The following is a 20840-nucleotide window of genomic DNA, read 5'->3' on the forward strand; positions in this document are numbered from 1 at the left end:
TGACATTGCGATAGCAACTTATTATTAAGCATAAAAAAGCCGTAATTCTATATAAGAATTACGGCTTTTACTTTTAAAAATCATCAGAAGTTATTCTTTCTTGTCGCTACCGCTTTCTTTTACTTTCTTACGGTTATCACTACCACGACGGTCTATCAATTTATTAAAAGGATCTATTCCAGCTTCTACTGGTTTCTCATCAACTATCACATCAAAACCATTGTTGATGTCGCTCACTTTCACTTTCTTTAGATACAGTACATTCACTGCTCCTGTTTCCTTATCCTCTTCGCCAAAAACCCCTAGCTCAATATAATCTGCTAGTGGTAAGGATGCAATGGCATCCTCCTCACCTTCTGGAGTAAATGAAAGACTATCGCCTGTGATGGACTTATATTCTTTTTTACCCTTCTTTTTTGAACGATACTTACTTATAATCGCATCTATATGTACAGCATAACTACCATCTGGCAATTCTGTATAAGTGGCATCTTCTACTTTGTTATCATAAAGCGTGATGGTCTCAAACATATCTGTAACTAGATATTTAAGCGAGTCTGGTGTTACCGCTTTTATATCTGCCACAAACTCTGTAGCTACTGGATAAGGACGTCCTTTAAATTGATATTTCTCGGCAAAGCGTTTTGCCACACCGTTAAAGACATCTTCTCCTAAGTAATCACTCATAGCATATAATACTAATGATCCCTTCTGATAATGAATATACTGTTGGTTCTCATTATACATTAACGGCTGCTCCTTAATCTGCTCGCCAGTTCTACCAGTAAGATATCCATCCATCGCGTCTTTTAAGAAACGACGCATCTGGTTTTTACCATAGGTTTTCTCAAGCACCTTGAGCGAACTATACTCAGACATACTTTCTGACAGTAATGTTGCTCCTTTAGCCTGTGCTCCTATTACTTGGTGAGCCCACCACTGGTGTGCTAGCTCATGAGCAGTTATTGCCAGCGGATAATCTACTGCATCTTGATCATCATCATCTACATCTGCTACAAAACCTACCCCTTCGCTAAAAGGGATTGTGTTTGCAAAGGCCTGTGCAAAGCTTCCATAAGCCTTAGGAAACTCTATAATTCGAACTTGCTTATGCTGGTAAGGTGTATAATTCTCGTTATAATAAGCGAGACCCTTTTTCATACCATTCATCATACGATCAAGGTTATACGTATGACCAGGATTGTAATAAATCTCTAGATTAATTCCTTGGTATTCTTCTCGCATCACTTCATATTCTGCACTTAAGAAAGAATAGAAATTGAGCATTTTTGAATCCATTTTGTAATGAAAATACTTTCTTCCATCCTCTTCCCACTCCTTTATAAGGTATCCAGGCGCAATCGCTATTTGCTTTGGGGAAGTACTCAACGTAGCCTCAAAGTCTATCCAGTCACTATAACCTCCTATATAACTACGATCTCTTGCTCCAGGAGCATCTGGATCTGGTAAGCGGTCCTTAGGTGCAAGATCATACTTTTCACGTAGTTGTGTGTTTCTTAATTCAAAATTATCATTGTAACCTATAGAAGGAAACATGCCATAGTTGACAAAGGTTCCATTAGTAGAAATAGGCGATTTATCATCTAGAAATTTGTTCTCCTCATTATGCATGGTAAACTTAAACACTAAAGTATCTCCAGGCTTCATAGGCTTACTAAAAGCATACATTTTATAGTTGTAGTCTTCATTATCATAAACCACTTCTGCATCTCTATCTAGCGTGATTTCTGTAGGATAATCTGTGAGGTTCACATGTAAAGTATCTATGGCTACACTATCCTTATTAACCATTGTAAAGGTCGCTCCTGCTTTAAAATCTCTCGTTTTTGGATACATATCCATAAACGTATTTACTGCAATAAGCCTAGGTTGTGGTATTCCTGCATACTTTCCTAAATCTCTTTCGGCTTGCACACGTAGTTCTTCACGTTCTTTTCCTGTGAGTAATTCATTCTCTACATTATTGACGTACCAAGAGTAACTACCTATCCCTAAAAATATCACTAGAGAAACTGCTGCTGTTGCTATGATGGGTGTAGATAATCTCGCTTTCGCGAAAGCGATACGACCTTTTACATTGGTCCCCACACCGCGTCTGTAGAATAAGATAGCTGCCATTAAAAGAATAACGCCAAATGAAATCCAATACACTCTAAACGTATAAAAACGAGGTAACACCGTACCATAACCATCAAAATCTGAAGGGCTAGGTGTACCACCCGAATTGAAATCATAAATAGCTTGCTCTACTCCAATTGCATTTTGCAATAACGGAATCGCGACAGCAAGCACTAATAAAGTTACTAGGCCAAGCCATTTATTTTTAATCAATGTATGCACGAAAAGCGCCATCAAAATCCACGGAATATACTTCCAGATATTGATAAAAAAAGCTTGAAATACATAAAGGTCTATCTGGTAATCATAAAAGCCATTTGCCGTTTGAAATGCTAGACCACAAAGAATAAGTACTACTTGTAAAAAGCCTGTCATAAGAAATAGCGATATCCCTTTTGACACTAGAAATACCCAGTCTTTTGTAGGCGTTACATCGACTATCTGGTTGAGATGAGCTGCCCTAGAGCGATCCATCAAGAATCCAGCATACAGATGAATAAGTAAAAATGAAAATATGATAATGTATGCAGATGGCTCTGCAAGCATGGTCCACGTTTTTGGTAGTATAGCCGTGTTAAAAATGAGCTGAGAAAAACTCATCATTACAATGGTAAGTACAATGGCTAGAAAACTGATAATAATAAACGGCCAGCCTGTAATTATATATTTAGTATCACTTTTTACCAATAGCCATAGGGTTTTTAATTGCCCAACAAGAGAGAAATCTGTAGATACTGCTGGCATTTCAATGTTTCTTACTTCACTAAAGTTTTTCTTAGTTGCTCTTACCGTCTTTTTCTTGAAAAGACGAATGGTCATTGCATGTTGAGAAAAATTAAAGCGTGCAATAATCCCAAATAAAATTGCAAATGAAATGAGTGCCCATAATAAACGGTTATACAGCAATGCTCCCACCATAGGTATAGAACGATTATTTTGTTCAATAGGAGTCCAGTACTCTGTCGCATTTGCCAGTGCCACATTTGCCATAGGGTCTAATAATGAGAACCAAAATTTGTCATCTGCATTATCAGCCATGCTTGTAGCGATAAGCTGTATGATAATCATGGTGAGTATGGCCATGAAACCTATATTCATGTTACGTGTGAACACCACAATAGCAAAAACTATAGCACTATAAAAAAGTACGTTAGGGAAAATTATGAACGCAAATGGCTGTATATAGTTCCATAATCCAAAAGGCCCCAAAAGTTCTTCATTTGTTCCAGGCAATATAGAACCTATCAATAACCCTAAAATAGTCGCAGCGGCAATACAAAGATTTACCGTTATTGCTGCAGAGAATTTTGCTAGAAGGTACTGCACCTTTGTAAGGGGATAAGAATACAATACATTATGCATATTATTTTTAAAATCTCTATCTATAGTTCCTCCAGTAATTGATGGAATTAACAAATAAGATAGCAATGCCAGCTGGGATAAAATACCCGTTATTGCCAGCGGACTATTAAGATATACATTGCTAGTTACAGTGACATTATCACTACTAAACACGCCTAACCCAGCTGCCATAATCAAGACACCTAGTAAAAACATGATTGCTGCAAAAATGTAAAAAAGTGGCTTCTTAAACCACGTTCTTATTTCGTGTAGATATATTGTGCTGAACATATTACTGTACGTTTTCAGGTTGGTTCTGATTTAACGTAGTAAAATATACGTCCTCTAGAGTTGCTACAGCAGATTCAAAACCTTCTCTTGGCGTGGTTGTACTATAGACTCTCACATCTAAATCATTGGTATCATTAAAGCTCGATGAAATCACATTGTACTGCTTTTGTAGCTCATCTATTTTATCTCTAGAAGCACTTATCTTCCAGATATGACCAGATAGACTTTGCACAAGCTCTTTTGGTGTACTTTGCGATAAGATTCTTCCTCCATTGAGAATTGCCATATCAGTACATAGTTCCTTAACATCATCCACAATATGCGTAGAGAAAATAACAATGTGATTAGTCCCTATCTCACGTAATACATTTAAAAACCGGTGTCTCTCTGCAGGATCTAAACCAGCAGTAGGCTCATCTACAATAATAAGTTTAGGATTATTAAGTAAGAGTTGTGCAATACCAAAACGTTGCTTCATTCCTCCAGAGTAGCCAGCAACGTGCTTATCCCGCACATCACTAAGGTTTGTAACCTCAAGTGCTTTATCTACAATTGCGTTGCGCTCTGCTTTATTTGTAATCCCCTTCAAACTTGCAAAATAATGTAAGAGGTCGCTTGCGCTCATTTTTGGGTACACCCCAAATTCTTGTGGTAAATAGCCCAAGGTTTTTCTAAACTCAATTTTATTGTTAAGAATATCAAGTCCATTAAACTCTATGCTTCCTGTATCTGGTTCTTGAAGCGTGGCTATGGTTCTCATAAGAGATGATTTTCCTGCACCGTTAGGCCCTAAAAGTCCAAACATTCCTGCCTTAATATCTATAGTTACATCATCTAAGGCTTTTACACCATTGCTATATGTTTTTGAAACATTCTTTAAACTGAGAATCATACCTGTTGCTTTTTAGTTGTAGCATAGGTATGACTTATATAGCGTTTGTTACAAGTAATTATATAAATAAAGAAGAAATAGCTAAAGACAGCCTATTTGAGTGCACATAGCTTTGAGAAAAGCTCGCCCTTTAATTTAATTTTATAAAAGAATGCCTTTTGAGACGTTCATCTACATCATTTGCTAAACCAATGTAATTCAAAGAGGATATGAGTTTCATATTGCTCAAAAAGCATTAGCAATAAATAGCATACGAACCTTAGTTGGAAAAACCTTTTATGATAGCCAATCTTGCGCCTAAGTCTAAACATTCTAAAAAAGCTTCTTGTCTTTCAAATAAAAATCCATTTGCATTAAAGACCATTTCATAACTATCAGTTTTTAAACTCATCTCCATTGGATCTATAGAATACTGTTGTTTTGTCAGCCCCAAATAGCGTGATTGTAATACTGAAAAACCAAGCTTTAATAAAATCCACATGGGAGAGAAAGGAATTGGATTAATCTTCTCTTCACCTCGTATTAACTTTATCTCTATAATATCTGATTTGACAATCGGCACTAATGACCGTTTTCCTGAAAAATTTGAGTGAAGTAGCAGCCCTTTACCTCTAATTTCTAAATTGCATTTAGAGTTAACTTTCAATTTTTCTGAACTACTCGTTTTATTCTCAAAAGAACTGAGAAACATTCCAACACCACCTACTACCCTGCGGTTCTTCCAATTAAACTTAAGTGCTTTACCTATAAGTTTATCAATATTCTTGCTATCAATATTCCCGTCAGTTAAAATCATTTTACAATTTCTAAATAATTTCTTTATGATTTGTCGAACCAATATAATATCGATTGAGACTAGAAGAAAATAATATGTAGATGTAGAAACTCATACAAACCAAAAAAGGCTCCCATTTCTGGAAGCCTTTGTGGGCGCAGAGGGATTCGAACCCCCGACCCCTTGGGTGTAAACCAAGTGCTCTGAACCAACTGAGCTATGCGCCCCGATATTTTATAATCAGGTAACAATAAAATCTTGACTACTGCCTTTCTCTTATTGCGGGTGCAAATATAGAATTAAAGTTTAATAGTTTGAAATCTTTTTGAAGAAAAATTAAATAATTTCTGCTACCACAAAAGTACTACCGCCTATAAATATAAGATCACTTGCGCCAGCTGTCTTTTTTGCAGCACTAAAAGCTTCTTTTACATTAGGATACGCTTTTCCATTCAATCGGTGAGTCTCTGCAGTTTTTCTTAACAATTGCACCTCCATTCCTCTCGGCACATCTGGTTTACAAAAATAATAAGTTGCATAACTTGGAAAAAGAGGCAAAATGCTCCCAAGATCCTTATCAGATACTACACCCAATACAATATGTAATTTTTTATATTTCTCCTTACTTAGCTGCTCAATGACATAAGTCAGCCCCTCTTTATTGTGCCCCGTATCACAAATCACCCTTGGCAATTCTTGTAGTATTTGCCATCGACCTAGAAGTCCTGTATTCTTAACTACATTTTTAAGTCCTTTTGCAATGTGCTGTATTCCCACATGGAAATCTGCGCCTTGCAATACTGAAAATGCTACTTGAACGGTTCTAATATTGTGTTTCTGGTATGAACCTATCAAATCTGATTGCATAGGCATTAAATCAAAATCATAAGCTTTGTATAGTGTTGCGTTACGCTTTTGCGAAAGCGTACTAAAAACATCTTCTGTCTCCTCATGATACTCTCCTATCACTACTGGCACATTTTCTTTTATAATTCCTGCTTTTTCGGCGGCAATACGTGGTAATGTATCTCCTAGAAATTGAGTGTGATCAATACCTATATTAGTAATAACAGACAATACAGGCGTTATAATATTAGTAGCATCTAGTCTACCTCCTAGACCTACTTCAATAATAGCAATATCTACTTTTTTGGTTGCGAAATAAGCGAAAGCCATTCCTACCGTCATCTCAAAAAATGACAGTTGGTGCTCCTCAAAAAAGGCTTTGTGCTTTTTTACAAACCCCATGACAAATTGCTTACTTGCCATCTCTCCATTAATCTTGATACGCTCTCTAAAGTCTTTGAGATGTGGAGACGTATATAAACCTACAGTGTATCCAGCTTCTTGCAACACAGACGCCATCATATGACTTGTAGAACCTTTACCATTAGTTCCCGCTACATGTACCGCTTTAAACTGAGTGTGTGGATTGCCGAGGTATTCTGATAATAATTTAATATTATCTAAATCTGCTTTATAAGCAGCTGCTCCTTTGCGTTGATACATTGGTAATTGAGCAAATAGCCAATCTAAAGTTTCTTGGTAAGTGATAGTGGGTCGCTTTTAAGTGTATGTAAAGATAGGTAGATATTACCTAGGTAATTAACGTGAAAAACTGAGAGTTATATAAATCACTCCATTAATGAGTAAACCTATTAGTCTGAGAGACTAAAACGATATACTATTTTTCCTATTTGCTTAGACGGCGCTCCGGAGTCTGCATTGAACTTTGTTGCTAGCGCTGCGGCTTTTGCTGGCTCAAGAAGACAGCGAGTATTATTAGTAGTTCCACGTACTCCAGGAGTTGCTTTAATAACTTTTCCATTACGATCTACCTCGATACTTACAACTACAGTACCTGCTTCGTTACACTCTTGCTGGCGCTTAGGCTTCCCAAGTGCTTTACGACCTCCTAGTTGGTAATTACCATCTCCATCAAGCCCCTTTCCGGTTCCGTAGTAACTTGAGGCATTAGGGTCGCCATTAGGATCACCTTTATCGCCCGCTTTGCCATCATCACCTTCTCCTGCTTGTGAAGCTCCGTCGCTTTTTGGCCCATTAATTAATGCATCTAAAGCACTCGTAGTAGATTTATCTGGTTTTGGATCTGGCTTTGCCTCCTCTACTGGTTTTTCAATAGGCTTTTCTTTTGGCTTTTCAACCTTAGGCGTAGGCTTCTCTTTTGGCTTTTCTTCTATAACGGGAGCATCTTCAATATCTTGAGTTACTACCTCATCCTTTATCTCTGGCTCTTGCACTGTAGGCTTAGGCTGTGGAGCCGTATTTTTAGGTGCTGAAGCCACCGGTTTTGTAGGTTGCACATTACCAGAACCTACATCGGACGTACCAAAGTTTACAGCAATTCCTCCTTCTTCAGGTGGATCGAGGTATTTCATCCCCACTACAAACATGAGCAATAGTATGATAGCCATCACAATAGTGCTTATGGTAAAGGATTTACGTTTATGTATGGTATCTAAGAATGCCAATTGATGAATAGAAAAAATTAAAAATTAAGCTTTCGCGAAAGCGTATAAAAAAGAAATATGAACTAATTAATTAGGACGTACCGCAAGGACAATTTTGTATTTATTGCGGTTTGCAATATCCATTATCTTAACTGCATTCTCGATAGGAACTCCCTCCTCTGCTCTTAAAATAATGGTAGGATCTTCTACTCCTACAAGTTGGCTTGTAATAAACCCTTCAATACTATTTTCACTTACACGTTCTTTATTAACGTAGTAATCTAAGTCTTTTGTAATACTTACAGAGAGGTTCTGTTTATTACTGGTTTTCCCTTTTGCTTTAGGCAAAATTAGGTCTAGAGCGTCTGGCGTAATGGCAGGTGATGTTAAGAGAAAGAACACAAGTAATAGAAAGACAATATCTGTCATACTACTCATACTAAACTCTGGACTCACTTTATTTCTTCCGCGCAGGTTCATACTAGCTTGGCTCGTTTAGAAGATCTAAGAAATCTACAGCATTTGCTTCCATAGAGTGCACTACTTTATCTGTGCGCACTACTAAGTGGTTGTAACCCATATAAGCAATAATACCTACGATAAGACCCGCTACGGTTGTGGTCATTGCCGTATAGATACCTTCGGCTAGTGTTCCCATTTCTGCTTGTCCTGAGCTAGTAGCTAGTGTATGAAAGGCAAGCACCATCCCAATTACAGTTCCTAAAAATCCAATCATAGGTGCAGCTCCTGCTATTGTAGCAAGTACACTTACATTGCGTTCTAGCTTATACACCTCAAGTTTACCCTGATTCTCTATGGCTGTATTGATATCCTCTAGAGGGCTACCTATACGTGAGATTCCTTTTGCCGTAAGTCTTGAAACTGGAGAATTTGCCTGAGCGCAATATATTTTTGCTCCTTCTATATTCCCAGATTGGACATTATCGCGTATTTGATTCATAAAGTTGCTATCAACTTTAGACGCTGCTTTGATTGCAAATAGGCGTTCAAAATAAATATAAATAGCAACAAATAGCAGTACAAAAAGTACTGCTATTATGATGATTCCTGCTGTACCACCTGTGATAAGCAAGTCTATTATTGATAAAGTCTGCTCTACAGGCTCATCTGTTGTAAGAACGTCTGCTGCATCTTGAGCGCCGTCTTGTAATAAGGTATAAATCATAAATTAGGTCGTTGTGACTTTAATATGAAACGATGGTTATGATATTAAATTGTACGAGATTAAGATCCCATTGTTCCTCCCGTAAGAAGAACAAAAGCAATTGCACCTGCTGCAAATCCAATAAATGCTAACCATGTTATTTTCTTAAGGTACCAGATAAAATCGATACGCTCCATTCCCATTGCTGCAACACCAGCTGCAGATCCTATAATAAGCATACTTCCACCTGTTCCAGCAGAATATGCGATAAAGTGCCATAATAAACTATCTGTAGGCGCTTCATACATACCCATTGATGCCGCTACTAAAGGAACATTATCAATAATTGCAGATAATATACCAAGAAGTACTACTACCACATCTTGATTAGGTACTGCTCCGTTTAAGATTTCGGCTACGTAACGTAAAGTTCCCACTGGATCTCCAGATTCTGAAACTCCGTATACTAGACTTTCAAGTCCAGCAACAGCCATTAAGATTCCTAAGAAAAATAGGATACTTGAAATCTCAATACGAGATAATGCTTTATGAGCACTGTATAAATGCTTACGTTCTTTTGTAAAATCTTCTTCTGGGTGAATATATTCTGATACTAACCACACTACTCCTAGTGCAAGCATCATTCCCATATAAGGAGGAAGGTGTGTTATAGTTTTAAAAATAGGTACAGATACAATCATACCTAGACCTAAGAACAGCATGGTCTTACTACTAAGTAGTCTACCTGCTTCTTCGTCTTCTGTGGTGTCCACAATAATCTCGCCTTTAAATGCTGGCAAATAAGAAGCAATTATAAATGGAAGTACAAAACAAATTACAGAAGGTACTATTACATACTTCACTAGTCCCATTGCAGTAACATTATCAGCAATCCAAAGCATTGTCGTTGTAACATCTCCAATAGGAGACCATGCACCACCGGCATTTGCTGCGATTACCACCATTGCTGCAAACCATAAACGCTGCTCTCTATTTACAATAAGCTTACGTAATAATGTAATAAGTACAATGGTTGCAGTAAGGTTATCAATAATAGCAGAAAGTATGAATGCTAGTATCCCTATAATCCATAATAGTTTTTTCTTACTCTTGGTGCGTACAGCGCCCTTAAGCACCTCAAAACCACGGTGTAGATCTATAATCTCAACAATAGTCATCGCCCCAATAAGGAAGATAAGTATCTCTGCCGTTTTACCTAAGTGGTGTAAAAGCGTGTTATCAAAACCATGCTCTGCTTCGTGCAGTGCATCTCCCGTGAGGGCGGTTCCATTAGGGAAAATGCTATATGCATTTTCATACGTATCAATTACGTCAAACCAGCCCAAATGGAAACCTACCGCTAGGAAAGCCCATATAAGCGATGCCATAATTAAAGCAGGTACCGTTTTGTCTAGTTTAAGAGGATGTTCAAGGGTTATAGAAAGATACCCAATAATAAAAATGAGAATAATTACTGATTCCATAAGTTGTCTGGTTAATTGTAAATATTAAAGTAATTCTTTTAGCGCAATCTCAAAAGCAGTTTTGCTAATATTTTGTTTGCTGCTATTGTTGCTAAAGGTATTTTCGATAGCGTTTCTGATGGTTTGAGACGTATCGTTAAAGATTGCATCATCTGTCATTTGTACACGACGCTCCATGAAGTATGCAAATACACGAGCCATACCACAGTTTGATATAAAATCTGGTATTAAACTCACCTTTGCGTCTGTATGCTCCATTATAGGGCCAAAGAAAATTTCTTTATCTGCAAATGGAACGTTTGCACCACAAGATATAACCTCTAGTCCAGTTCCAATCATGTTATTAATTTGATCTTCTGTAATAAGTCTAGAAGCCGCACATGGAGCAAAAATCTCTGTCTCAAGATTCCATATTTGCTCATTCATCTCTGTAAAAGGGATTAACCCTTCTGAGTTTGCATTAAGTGTATTTCCAGTTTTATTAAGGTACATATCACGTATTTCCTCAAAAGAAAAACCGTCTTTATTAATAAAACCTCCTACTATATCAATGATTCCTACCACCTTTGCTCCCATTTGAGCAAGGTAATAAGCTGCTGCTGCTCCTACGTTTCCAAAACCTTGTACAACCGCTCTTTTTCCTTTTACATCACCACCATAAATCTCATAATAATGACGTACGGCCTCTGCAACTCCATACCCAGTAATCATATCTGCGACCGTATATTTACGTGTTACATCTGGAGAATACACTGGATTTTCAATCACTTTTATCACACCTTGACGTAGTTGCCCGATGCGGTTAATTTTATCTGCCTCTGTAGGCTGGAAGTGACCTGTAAAGACTCCTTCTTGAGGATGCCACACTCCACTTTCTTCGGTGATTGGGATTACTTCATGTATTTCATCTACATTAAGATCACCTCCCGTACCGTAATAACTTTTTAATAATGGTGACACTGCTTTATACCAGCGCTCTAAAACTCCTTTTTTACGTGGATCTTTAGGATCAAAATTAATCCCAGATTTTGCTCCACCTATCGCAGGTCCCGAGACGGTAAACTTCACTTCCATTGTTTTGGCTAGTGACAATACTTCATTCATATCCAGACCCGTACGCATACGTGTTCCTCCACCTGCAGCACCGCCACGTAATGAATTGATTACAACCCAGCCTTCTGCTTCTGTTTCTGGGTCATTCCAATGGAAAACTATTTCTGGTAATTTATCTTCGTAACGCTGTAAAAGAGCTCTCATACTTTCTGATTAGGTAAGCCCAAATATACAATTTAGAAACACCTTGTAGAAGAAGTGTTAATAATTTAAGATTCATATAACATTCCGCTGGCGTGATCCTGCCTTGCACCCGTCACGCTCGCTAGACAGTTCGGGAGGTTTTCAAGTTTTAACACTCCTAACAATCCAAAAATAAGCGCTTCTTTAAATTCAACCAACTTTGCGTCTGGCACAACGAGCTTTACGCTTTCGCGAAAGCGGACACGTTCCAATAAATATGTATTATAAGCACCTCCACCGGTAACAAGTACAGTAGCTCCTTCTTTAAACTGCGCCGCAAGCTGAATAGCGACATGCTCTGTAAATGTAGCCAGCACATCTACTGGAGAAAGTTGAAGAGCCTCAATAAGTGGAAAAATATGCGCGTGTACCCATTCTATCCCGAGAGATTTGGGAGCTGGAAGGCTATAAAACACAATGTCATTTAGTTTATCAAGAAGAGGTTGATGTACGGTTCCTGTTTTCGCGAAAGCGCCACCATCATCATAATCCTCACCCAGTTCTTGCGCATATTTATTAAGAACCACGTTTACAGGAGAGATATCATAAGCGATTCTTACTCCGTTTTCATCTTTAGAAACATTTGCAAATCCACCGAGATTAAGGCAATAATCGTAATTACCAAATAACACTTGGTCGCCTATAGGCACCAATGGCGCCCCTTGACCACCCATTTCTACATCTTGCACTCTAAAATCACAAACTACTCGATGTTTAATTAACTCAGCGATTTCTGGCAGGTTTCCTATTTGCAAAGTAACGCCCTCATCTGGCTGGTGGAGCACCGTATGACCGTGAGAACAGACAACATCAATATCCGTAAGGTCATTAGTAGTAATAAAATTCTTAATCACTTGCGCTAGGTGAGCGGTATAATCTACGTTAAGCGCATCTAGCTCTTCTCTACTAAGCAAATGAGCCGTAGAAAGTATTTCTTTCCACTTTTTAGGATAGGGAATAGTTTTCGCAACAATAATATCACTAGTAAATGATGGATATATTAAGTCATCTTTTGATGAAGAAAGACCGATTTTTGCGTAGGCACAATCAATACCGTCTAAGCTTGTCCCGCTCATCACTCCTATAACGTTATAGTTTTTTTCTCCCATAGCACTAAATCTATTGAGAAAAAGGCAAGAAACAAGTATCTTTGTATAGATTTTTTAGATAATTCTTAATAATTCAAACACGATGGATTTTAGCTTAACAGAAGAACACATAATGATACGCGATGCGGCTCGCGATTTTGCCCGTACAGAATTACTTCCTGGCGTTATTGAACGTGATAACATCCAGCAGTTTCCTGATGAACTTGTTAAAAAAATGGGTGACTTAGGTTTTATGGGTATTATGACAGATCCTAAATATGGTGGAGCTGGTATGGATGCTACTTCGTACGTACTTGTTATGGAGGAATTATCTAAAATTGACGCCTCTGCCTCTGTTATAGTTTCTGTAAACAACTCTTTAGTTTGTTACGGTCTTGAAGCTTACGGAAGTGAAGAGCAAAAACAAAAATACTTAACTAAACTTGCTACTGGTGAGATGGTGGGTGCTTTTTGCCTTTCTGAGCCAGAAGCTGGATCTGATGCAACATCACAAGCAACTACAGCAATAGATAAAGGAGATCACTACGTGATTAACGGAACAAAAAACTGGATTACAAATGGCGGTCGTTCTGATGTATATTTAGTTATTGCACAAACCGACAGAGAAAAAGGTCACCGAGGAATCAATGCTTTTATCGTAGAGAAAGGCATGGAAGGTTTTGAGGTAGGACCTAAAGAAGATAAATTAGGAATACGCGGTAGTGATACACACACACTACAGTTTAACGACGTGAAAGTTCCTAAAGAAAATAGAATAGGAGAAGATGGTTTTGGATTCAAGTTTGCGATGAAAACTCTTTCTGGTGGACGTATCGGTATTGCTGCACAAGCATTAGGTATTGCATCTGGAGCATATGAGCTTGCTCTTAAATACTCTAAGGAACGTAAAGCCTTTGGTACAGAAATCTGCAATCACCAAGCAATCGCTTTTAAACTAGCAGATATGTATGTGGAGATTGAAGCTGCACGTCATCTAGTAATGAAAGCAGCATGGGATAAAGACCAAGGAAATAACTACGATATGTCGAGTGCAATGGCTAAGCTTTATGCTTCAAAAGTTGCAATGGAACAATCTGTAGAAGCTGTGCAAATACACGGTGGTAACGGATTTGTAAAAGAATACCACGTAGAGCGTCTTATGCGTGATGCTAAAATCACTCAGATTTACGAAGGAACTAGTGAGATCCAGAAAATCGTAATCTCAAGAGGTGTAATTAAAGGATAAAATTCCTTCTATATAGATCAACAAAAAATGCGGCAATTGCCGCATTTTTTATTTTATATAATATCACTTTACTATCTAAGCTTCCAGCCACTAGTGCTTGTAATCGCTTCAAGCCTATCTTCTACTCCATCCTCTAGCTCAGGAAAGAAATCAATACCCGTAAGTTTCTCAATCTGATCTACAGAGGTTACAAATGTTTTTAATGACTTCTTTGATGCCGAGTGATTCATTAAAAAAGCAATCATTTTTACATCACCTCCTGATTGGTCATAGATAATTTTATAAAATGATTCTGGGACAGTTACTCCTTCTGTACCTATTGCTCCCATTTTATCTTTGAGAACACCTCCTGTTACCACATATACACCATCATACTTTTTTGCCCAATAGCGTACCTGTTGTTCTAGTTCGTTCCAAATACCAGCATTAAAATCATGCCGCTGCGGACTAATATTACTTGTCAAGAACGTCTCGTCATAAGCCGCCTTGCTAAACTCTCTATCTCCAGCCGGACACAGATGCCCTCTGTCATAGCCAGATTTCTTGTAGTTACGCCAGTGAGCAGACTTTGTTCCAACTTTAGGATCTACTTCAAAGTAAGGGCGTTTAAAATCGGCATTAACGATGTGCTCTTTTTTAAGCTCGTACGCAACCCACTCTGCTTGTTCATCTTTCTCACTATAACTAAGCGAGTAATAATTATGATGTACAATCTGACCCGTAGTTGACGTAGGCAAAAAGTAAGTGTTAGTAGTAGATTTAGGCTGCTTTCCTTCCTCTACAACTGGTGCATCAATAGCTTGATGAGCATAATTTTCAAATATGTACCACCCCAATGTAAATAATAGCACTAGTAACGGATAGGTGTATTTTCTTTTCATGTATAAGTTAACTTTTCACATCCAGCGCATCTCTCAGCGCATTTCCCACAAGCATAAAAGCCATTACGAGTAACATGATTGCTATACCGGGAATGAGCGCAAGATAAGGTTTCCCAAGAATGATATAGCTATAGTGGTCTTTAATCATCGCTCCCCAGCTAGGCGTAGGCGGCTGAGCGCCTATCCCGAGGAAACTTAGTCCGCTTTCTATTAAGATGGCTCCAGCAAAATTTGCTGCAGAGATCACGATAAGCGGCGCAATCACATTAGGCAATATATGTTTGATAATGATTCGCCCATCTGTATAACCTAGCGCTCTCGCTGCGGTAACATATTGCATTTGTTTTACTCCCATCACTTGACCTCGTACTACACGAGCTACCTCAACCCACATGGTTAAACCTACAGCAATAAACACCTGCCAGTATCCTTTTCCTAAAGCAAGGGTTATAGCAATTACAAGTAATAATGTAGGTATAGACCAAGTCACGTTAATCACCCACATGATTGCAGCGTCAATTTTCCCTCCAAAATACCCCGCAAGCGACCCCATAAGTAAGCCTATGATAAGTGAAATAAATACAGCCACAAATCCTATGGAAAAAGAAATACGCGCACCTATAAGCATACGACTTAGTAAGTCCCGACCGTACTTATCTGTACCTAACAAAAATGTACGTGAGGAGATATTCGCTTTCGCGAAAGCGTTATAATCCTCCACACCATCTATTTCCAGCGTTTTAGGCATTCCTTCTACTCCATCGCCTACATACTGGATGTAAGTAATACCACTTTCTGAAATAGTATACGAAGTGACGGGAATTTCTGTACTCGCATTCTTACTGCCAGAAAACCATTTTGAAAAGAAACTTTGACTCGCATCAACCTGAGCGGGTATGGTGAGTATATCTACCGTAAATCCTGGGCCTTGAGAGTGAATAGAGAGGTGCATTTGATTTGCGTTCTCACTACTATCTGGTGCAATTACATAGGCAAACAATGCTGCAAGACCACACAACACGATATATAGTAAACTCAAAACGCCCCAAAAATTCTTTTTGAATTTTTGGAGCGCTAAGCCTGTTAAAGAATTTGCTCTTTGCGACATGAATTAATCTTTTATCGCAGCAAGTTTATCTTTTCTTATGTTATTTATTTTAAGATCCTTAAGCACATTTAACGCCTCTTCTACGTAAGCATCTTTTGTAAGACTCTTGTGCCAGCGATCACGCTTTTCCTTTAAAATAGTATCGCTTTCAAAAAGTTTCTGCTCATAAGGAAGTGACTTGTATGACAACTTCGTATCATAATCATCTATCGCATCAAATTTCTTTGCAAACTCCTCACTTTGCGCAAGACGCTCTTTATACTTTTCATAATTAAGTGACCATTGTTGATCATCTCTACGATCTTTAATCCACTTAGCATAATCATCTACTAGTTGTAAATGCTCACTCTTAGACATACGTTGCACACTATTTTCAATAGTTTCATCAAAATCTACATAACCATCCCAAACATCATAACTTGCAGCTTTAATTTTATCCCAAGGAAGCGGGTTTTCTTGATCACGCTCTCCTATGTCGATATACTTAAAACGATCCGGAACTACCACATCACTCTTCACTCCTTCTAGCTGAGTAGACCCACCATTAACACGGTAGAATTTCTGCGTAGTCAACTTAAGCGCTCCAAGATCTCCATAAGGGTTCTTACGTAAGTACTGGTTAAGGTCTGCAACATTCTGCACAGTTCCCTTACCGTATGTTTGTTTACCTCCTATGATGATTGCTCGTTTATAATCTTGCATTGCAGCTGCGAGAATCTCACTTGCCGAAGCAGATATTTCATTTACAAGAATCACAAGTGGACCATCCCATAAAATAGAAGAATCTGCATCTTCAAGAACTTCTGGCTCATCGCCACTAGAAGCTACTTGCACAATAGGTCCGTCTTTAATAAATAGTCCAGCAATATCTACAACTGTTTTTAAAGATCCTCCTCCATTATTTCTAAGATCAATAACTAGACCTTCCATTCCTTCTTCTTTAAGACGCTCTATTTCTTTTTTTACATCACTTGCAGCGTTCTTCTCTTTGTAATCATCCATCGTAAAGTAAAACTTAGGAAGATTTACAATACCATACTTTTTACCATCTTTTTCAACCTCGGCAGATTTTGCATAGGTTTCTTCGAGTTCAACAATGTCTCTTTCTATAGTAATATTCTGAGTGCTTCCGTCTAGTTTTGTTTTTACCGTAAGAATCACCTTAGTACCTTTTGGGCCCTTGATATATTCTATTGCATCTTGTAAACGCATCCCCACAATGCTAATGGCATCTTTCTCGTCTTCTTGGCGCACTTTCATAATAACATCACCTTCGCGCAGCTCATCACCTCTCCATGCTGGACCTCCAGAAATAACATCTGTAATTTTTATCTCTCCGTTTTTCTTTTGAAGTCTCGCACCTATTCCTTGAAACTGACCACTCATCTGAGTATCAAAACGATCTTTTGCTACTGGAGCAAAGTAATATGTGTGAGGATCAAATTCCTCCACTACCGCATTCAAGAAAATAGCAAAGTAATCTTGACGCTCTAGTTCATCTGTAAATTCAAAAAACTCTTTTGTATTATCCTTTACTTCATTTCTAGCCTTAAGCTCTAATGCTTCATCGCTAAGAATTTCCTTAGGTTCATCTGTATTTACAACCTCTTCACCTTCTTCTGGTGTTTTTTCCTGCTCCTCCTTTTTATCAAAATAAGAACTCAATGCATTGAGTTTTAATTGCTGTCTCCAGCGATTTTTAAGCTCTTTCTTATTTTTTGCAAATGGTTGCTTTTCATAATCTGTATCTAAGATTTCATCCTCTGTAAAGTCAAATGGCTTTTCTAGCAAGTCTGCTTGAATCTCGTTTGCTTCCTTCGTACGCTCCATAAGACGTGAGTAAGTAAGATCAAAGAACGTCAAGTCCTTATCTCTAATAGCATCATCTATTTTATCCTTATACTTCTCAAATTCTTCAATATCTTTCTTGTAAAAGAAACGGCGATATGGATCTAATGCATCTATATAATCATCAAATACCGCTGCAGAAAATTCGTCATTAATATCTTTGGCATCATAATGACCTCTCTCAAGTAAATAAGAAATAAGATCAAGTAATGTCTTATCCTTATCTGGATCATCAAATGACTTTGTAGTAAAACTGCAACTCGCTACGGAGAAGAGGAGTACTACTGCGATTAATTTTAAATTCCTTTTCATAAAATCTTTTATTTGCATGTAACTAGCAATGTACATTAAAAATTGTGCCACGATAAGATTAACCTTCGTAATCTTTTGTTAAACCCGACTGTCGCTCGAATTGAAGTACAATTTACGTATTTTCGTGCTTAGTTTACAACTCCTCTTATGAAGAATAAACCATTAATACTTGTTACAAACGATGACGGTATTACCGCTCCCGGAATACGCAACCTTATCGATGTAATGCTCACGATAGGTGATGTCATTGTTGTTGCACCAGATAGCCCGCAGAGTGGTATGGGACACGCCATTACCATAAACGACACACTGTACTGTGACCCTGTAAAACTTGATCCAGCAGCGACACATAAAGAATATACATGCTCTGGAACTCCAGCAGATTGTGTAAAACTTGCAAACCAGCAGATTGTTCCTCGCAGACCCGACATCTGTGTGAGCGGTATAAATCACGGCAGCAACTCTAGCATCAATGTAATTTACAGTGGTACGATGAGCGCAGCTGTAGAAGCTGGTGTAGAAGGCATCCCAGCAATAGGATTCTCACTATTAGACTACAGTCACGATGCCGATTTTGAGCCTGCAAAAAAATATGTGGAGCGCATCACTCGCCAAGTATTAAAAAACGGACTTCCTAAGGGAATTGTTTTAAATGTAAATATCCCAAAACTACCAGCAGCCGAAATTAAAGGTACTAAGGTATGCCGTCAAGCAAAAGCGCAATGGGTAGAAGATTTTGACAAGCGCACTAACCCTATGGGCAGAGATTACTACTGGCTCACCGGCAAGTTTGTAAATCAAGATAAAGGAGAAGATACAGATGAGTGGGCGCTGTCTCAAGGGTATGTATCTGTTGTGCCAGTGCAATTTGACCTCACGGCTCACCACTTTTTACAAGAATTAAATGAGTGGGAAGACTAGTCTAAAGTTTACAAAGCAATCGTAACTTTGACACACATCAATATCTTCCCATAGCTTAATGTGAATAATTCCGCTTTCGCGAAAATTTTAAAACAATAAGCATATTTGTAAAGAATTCAAATTTTGGCGAAAGCCGAAACATAGCATATGAAAAAAGACATTATTATAGGAATCATAGTAGGACTCATTGCAAATGCGATAGGTGTATTATTATTTTCTCTATACATAGGTAGTACTCAAGATCGAACTATTACAAACGTGCTTCAAACCGCAGTAACCGAAGGGCGTCTAGGTAAAATTATGGCAATAGGTGCCGTTCTTAATCTGCTCGCATTCTTTTTAATGCTTAGACAAGGACAAGATGCGAGAGCGAGAGGCGTTCTTTTTGCTACGATTACTATTGCATTTGTAACTATGATATTAATGTTTACCTAATGAAATATTACGTTCTTGCAGGCGAGGCTAGTGGTGATTTACATGGTGCAAACCTTATGAAATCATTGTATAAAGAAGATCCAGAGGCAGATATACGCTTTTGGGGTGGTGATCTCATGCAGGAAGTAGGTGGCACTCTTGTGACACATTACAAAGAGCGTGCTTTTATGGGCTTTATGGAGGTTGTCACAAACTTGCGTAAGATCACAGGCCTTATTAAAGATTGTAAGAGAGATATTGCCCGTTTTGAACCAGATGCACTTATACTTATAGATAACTCTGGTTTTAACTTGCGCATTGCAGAGTGGGCAAAACCATTAGGCGTAACGACGCACTATTATATCAGTCCGCAGGTATGGGCATCACGTGCTAGTCGTGTCAAAAAGATTAAAGCATATGTAGATCATATGTATGTGATATTACCTTTTGTAAAGGACTTTTATGACGAGCATGACTACAAAGTACATTTTGTAGGTCACCCACTTCTAGATGCCGTTGCAGGTCGTAAGCAAGCAGATCCAGTTGCTTTTACAAAAGAACACGACCTTGATGAGCGACCTATGATTGCCTTACTCCCAGGAAGTCGTAAGCAAGAAATAAGCGCTATGCTCGATGTCATGCTAAGTGTAGTAAATGATTATCCAGACTATCAATTTGTAATCGCTGGAGCGCCGAGCCAAGAGGTATCTTTTTACCAACCTTTCCTAAAAGATTATCCAGTAAAGCTGGTGATGAATAAAACGTATGATATTTTGAGTTTTGCAAATGCCGCTTTAATCACTTCTGGGACCGCTACACTAGAAGCTGCAATATTTAAAGTACCACAGGTAGTTTGTTACAAAGCAAATGCCGTCTCATACAGTATTGCAAAACGCATTATAAAAACCAAATATATCTCGCTGGTAAATCTTATTATGGATCGTGAGGTGGTAAAGGAATTAATACAAGGAGATCTCAATACTGCACAATTAAAAAAGGAACTTGACAAGATTACTAATGATGATTATCGTGCAACGCTGTTTGAAGACTATTTTGCGCTTGAGAAAAAATTAGGTGGAGCTGGAGCAAGTCAAAAGACTGCATCGCTCATTGTAGCAACCACCAAAGCTCAGCTAAGCAATTAACAACCTACGAGCCCAACTACTAT

The 20840-nt window shown here is 38.2% G+C and carries 17 protein-coding genes and 1 tRNA gene; 4 read left to right on the top strand and 14 right to left on the bottom strand.

All coding sequences use genetic code 11. From position 1 onward, the window contains the following. Positions 1-90: 90 nt before the first annotated feature. From KRODI_RS02935 to KRODI_RS02985, 11 genes are all read right to left on the bottom strand, one after another. Positions 91-3771: an ABC transporter permease/M1 family aminopeptidase gene (locus KRODI_RS02935; RefSeq protein ID WP_013750083.1), complete on the bottom strand. Its 3681-nt coding sequence runs from the start codon at positions 3769-3771 to the stop codon at positions 91-93. A gap of 1 nt (position 3772) precedes the next feature. Next, positions 3773-4663, bottom strand: a complete 891-nt coding sequence (locus tag KRODI_RS02940; RefSeq protein WP_013750084.1) for an ABC transporter ATP-binding protein — start codon at positions 4661-4663, stop codon at positions 3773-3775. Positions 4664-4922: 259 nt separating this feature from the next. Further along, a complete protein-coding gene (locus KRODI_RS02945) occupies positions 4923-5459 on the bottom strand; it encodes a hypothetical protein (protein WP_013750085.1) in 537 nt (178 codons plus the stop codon). 131 nt (positions 5460-5590) lie between these two features. Then, positions 5591-5665, bottom strand: a tRNA-Val gene (locus KRODI_RS02950). A gap of 109 nt (positions 5666-5774) precedes the next feature. Next, on the bottom strand, positions 5775-6992 hold the full coding sequence (locus KRODI_RS02955) for a bifunctional folylpolyglutamate synthase/dihydrofolate synthase (protein ID WP_013750086.1): 1218 nt from the start codon (positions 6990-6992) through the stop codon (positions 5775-5777). 104 nt (positions 6993-7096) lie between these two features. Further along, on the bottom strand, positions 7097-7930 hold the full coding sequence (locus KRODI_RS02960; RefSeq protein WP_013750087.1) for a hypothetical protein: 834 nt from the start codon (positions 7928-7930) through the stop codon (positions 7097-7099). A gap of 66 nt (positions 7931-7996) precedes the next feature. Then, positions 7997-8389, bottom strand: coding sequence for an ExbD/TolR family protein (locus tag KRODI_RS02965; RefSeq protein ID WP_013750088.1), 393 nt, complete (start codon positions 8387-8389; stop codon positions 7997-7999). 1 nt (position 8390) lies between these two features. Then, positions 8391-9095: a MotA/TolQ/ExbB proton channel family protein gene (locus KRODI_RS02970; RefSeq protein ID WP_013750089.1), complete on the bottom strand. Its 705-nt coding sequence runs from the start codon at positions 9093-9095 to the stop codon at positions 8391-8393. Between the two features lie 59 nt (positions 9096-9154). Beyond that, the gene (nhaD, locus tag KRODI_RS02975) at positions 9155-10558 is read right to left on the bottom strand and encodes a sodium:proton antiporter NhaD (RefSeq protein ID WP_013750090.1); all 1404 of its coding nucleotides are present in this window, start codon (positions 10556-10558) and stop codon (positions 9155-9157) included. A gap of 24 nt (positions 10559-10582) precedes the next feature. Beyond that, positions 10583-11815 carry a Glu/Leu/Phe/Val dehydrogenase dimerization domain-containing protein gene (locus tag KRODI_RS02980; protein WP_013750091.1) on the bottom strand — a complete coding sequence of 411 codons (1233 nt, stop codon included), beginning with the start codon at positions 11813-11815 and terminating at the stop codon, positions 10583-10585. A gap of 65 nt (positions 11816-11880) precedes the next feature. After that, the gene (locus KRODI_RS02985; RefSeq protein WP_013750092.1) at positions 11881-12963 is read right to left on the bottom strand and encodes an anhydro-N-acetylmuramic acid kinase; all 1083 of its coding nucleotides are present in this window, start codon (positions 12961-12963) and stop codon (positions 11881-11883) included. An 82-nt stretch (positions 12964-13045) separates the two neighbouring features. Between KRODI_RS02985 and KRODI_RS02990 the strand changes: the two genes are divergently transcribed. Further along, positions 13046-14188, top strand: a complete 1143-nt coding sequence (locus tag KRODI_RS02990; RefSeq protein WP_013750093.1) for an acyl-CoA dehydrogenase — start codon at positions 13046-13048, stop codon at positions 14186-14188. Between the two features lie 71 nt (positions 14189-14259). Here KRODI_RS02990 and KRODI_RS02995 read toward each other — a convergent pair whose 3' ends face one another. From KRODI_RS02995 to KRODI_RS03005, 3 genes are read right to left on the bottom strand one after another with little or no spacing between them, the layout of a single operon-like run. Next, positions 14260-15069, bottom strand: coding sequence for a DNA/RNA non-specific endonuclease (locus tag KRODI_RS02995; protein WP_013750094.1), 810 nt, complete (start codon positions 15067-15069; stop codon positions 14260-14262). A 7-nt stretch (positions 15070-15076) separates the two neighbouring features. Continuing rightward, on the bottom strand, positions 15077-16177 hold the full coding sequence (locus KRODI_RS03000; RefSeq protein WP_013750095.1) for an ABC transporter permease: 1101 nt from the start codon (positions 16175-16177) through the stop codon (positions 15077-15079). Positions 16178-16180: 3 nt separating this feature from the next. Next, positions 16181-18337, bottom strand: coding sequence for a carboxy terminal-processing peptidase (locus tag KRODI_RS03005; protein ID WP_013750096.1), 2157 nt, complete (start codon positions 18335-18337; stop codon positions 16181-16183). 147 nt (positions 18338-18484) lie between these two features. On the opposite strand from KRODI_RS03005, the gene surE reads away from it, so the two are divergent. From surE to lpxB, 3 genes are all read left to right on the top strand, one after another. Beyond that, on the top strand, positions 18485-19258 hold the full coding sequence (gene surE / locus KRODI_RS03010; protein ID WP_013750097.1) for a 5'/3'-nucleotidase SurE: 774 nt from the start codon (positions 18485-18487) through the stop codon (positions 19256-19258). A gap of 147 nt (positions 19259-19405) precedes the next feature. Continuing rightward, positions 19406-19693 carry a hypothetical protein gene (locus tag KRODI_RS03015; RefSeq protein WP_013750098.1) on the top strand — a complete coding sequence of 96 codons (288 nt, stop codon included), beginning with the start codon at positions 19406-19408 and terminating at the stop codon, positions 19691-19693. Next, positions 19693-20817, top strand: coding sequence for a lipid-A-disaccharide synthase (lpxB, locus tag KRODI_RS03020; RefSeq protein WP_013750099.1), 1125 nt, complete (start codon positions 19693-19695; stop codon positions 20815-20817). Before KRODI_RS03015 ends, lpxB begins: the two co-directional genes overlap by 1 nt. Positions 20818-20840 lie beyond the last annotated feature (23 nt).

The organism is Dokdonia sp. 4H-3-7-5, assembly GCF_000212355.1.
Lineage (GTDB): Bacteria > Bacteroidota > Bacteroidia > Flavobacteriales > Flavobacteriaceae > Dokdonia.

Bases quoted from the DNA above. Each gene is read 5' to 3' on its own strand.
- KRODI_RS02935 (WP_013750083.1), bottom strand. From the start codon at position 3,771: ATGTTCAGCACAATATATCTACACGAAATAAGAACGTGGTTTAAGAAG.
- KRODI_RS02940 (WP_013750084.1), bottom strand. From the start codon at position 4,663: ATGATTCTCAGTTTAAAGAATGTTTCAAAAACATATAGCAATGGTGTA.
- KRODI_RS02945 (WP_013750085.1), bottom strand. From the start codon at position 5,459: ATGATTTTAACTGACGGGAATATTGATAGCAAGAATATTGATAAACTT.
- KRODI_RS02965 (WP_013750088.1), bottom strand. From the start codon at position 8,389: ATGAACCTGCGCGGAAGAAATAAAGTGAGTCCAGAGTTTAGTATGAGT.
- KRODI_RS02970 (WP_013750089.1), bottom strand. From the start codon at position 9,095: ATGATTTATACCTTATTACAAGACGGCGCTCAAGATGCAGCAGACGTT.
- nhaD (WP_013750090.1), bottom strand. From the start codon at position 10,558: ATGGAATCAGTAATTATTCTCATTTTTATTATTGGGTATCTTTCTATA.
- KRODI_RS02980 (WP_013750091.1), bottom strand. From the start codon at position 11,815: ATGAGAGCTCTTTTACAGCGTTACGAAGATAAATTACCAGAAATAGTT.
- KRODI_RS02985 (WP_013750092.1), bottom strand. From the start codon at position 12,963: ATGGGAGAAAAAAACTATAACGTTATAGGAGTGATGAGCGGGACAAGC.
- KRODI_RS02990 (WP_013750093.1), top strand. From the start codon at position 13,046: ATGGATTTTAGCTTAACAGAAGAACACATAATGATACGCGATGCGGCT.
- KRODI_RS02995 (WP_013750094.1), bottom strand. From the start codon at position 15,069: ATGAAAAGAAAATACACCTATCCGTTACTAGTGCTATTATTTACATTG.
- KRODI_RS03000 (WP_013750095.1), bottom strand. From the start codon at position 16,177: ATGTCGCAAAGAGCAAATTCTTTAACAGGCTTAGCGCTCCAAAAATTC.
- KRODI_RS03005 (WP_013750096.1), bottom strand. From the start codon at position 18,337: ATGAAAAGGAATTTAAAATTAATCGCAGTAGTACTCCTCTTCTCCGTA.
- surE (WP_013750097.1), top strand. From the start codon at position 18,485: ATGAAGAATAAACCATTAATACTTGTTACAAACGATGACGGTATTACC.
- KRODI_RS03015 (WP_013750098.1), top strand. From the start codon at position 19,406: ATGAAAAAAGACATTATTATAGGAATCATAGTAGGACTCATTGCAAAT.
- lpxB (WP_013750099.1), top strand. From the start codon at position 19,693: ATGAAATATTACGTTCTTGCAGGCGAGGCTAGTGGTGATTTACATGGT.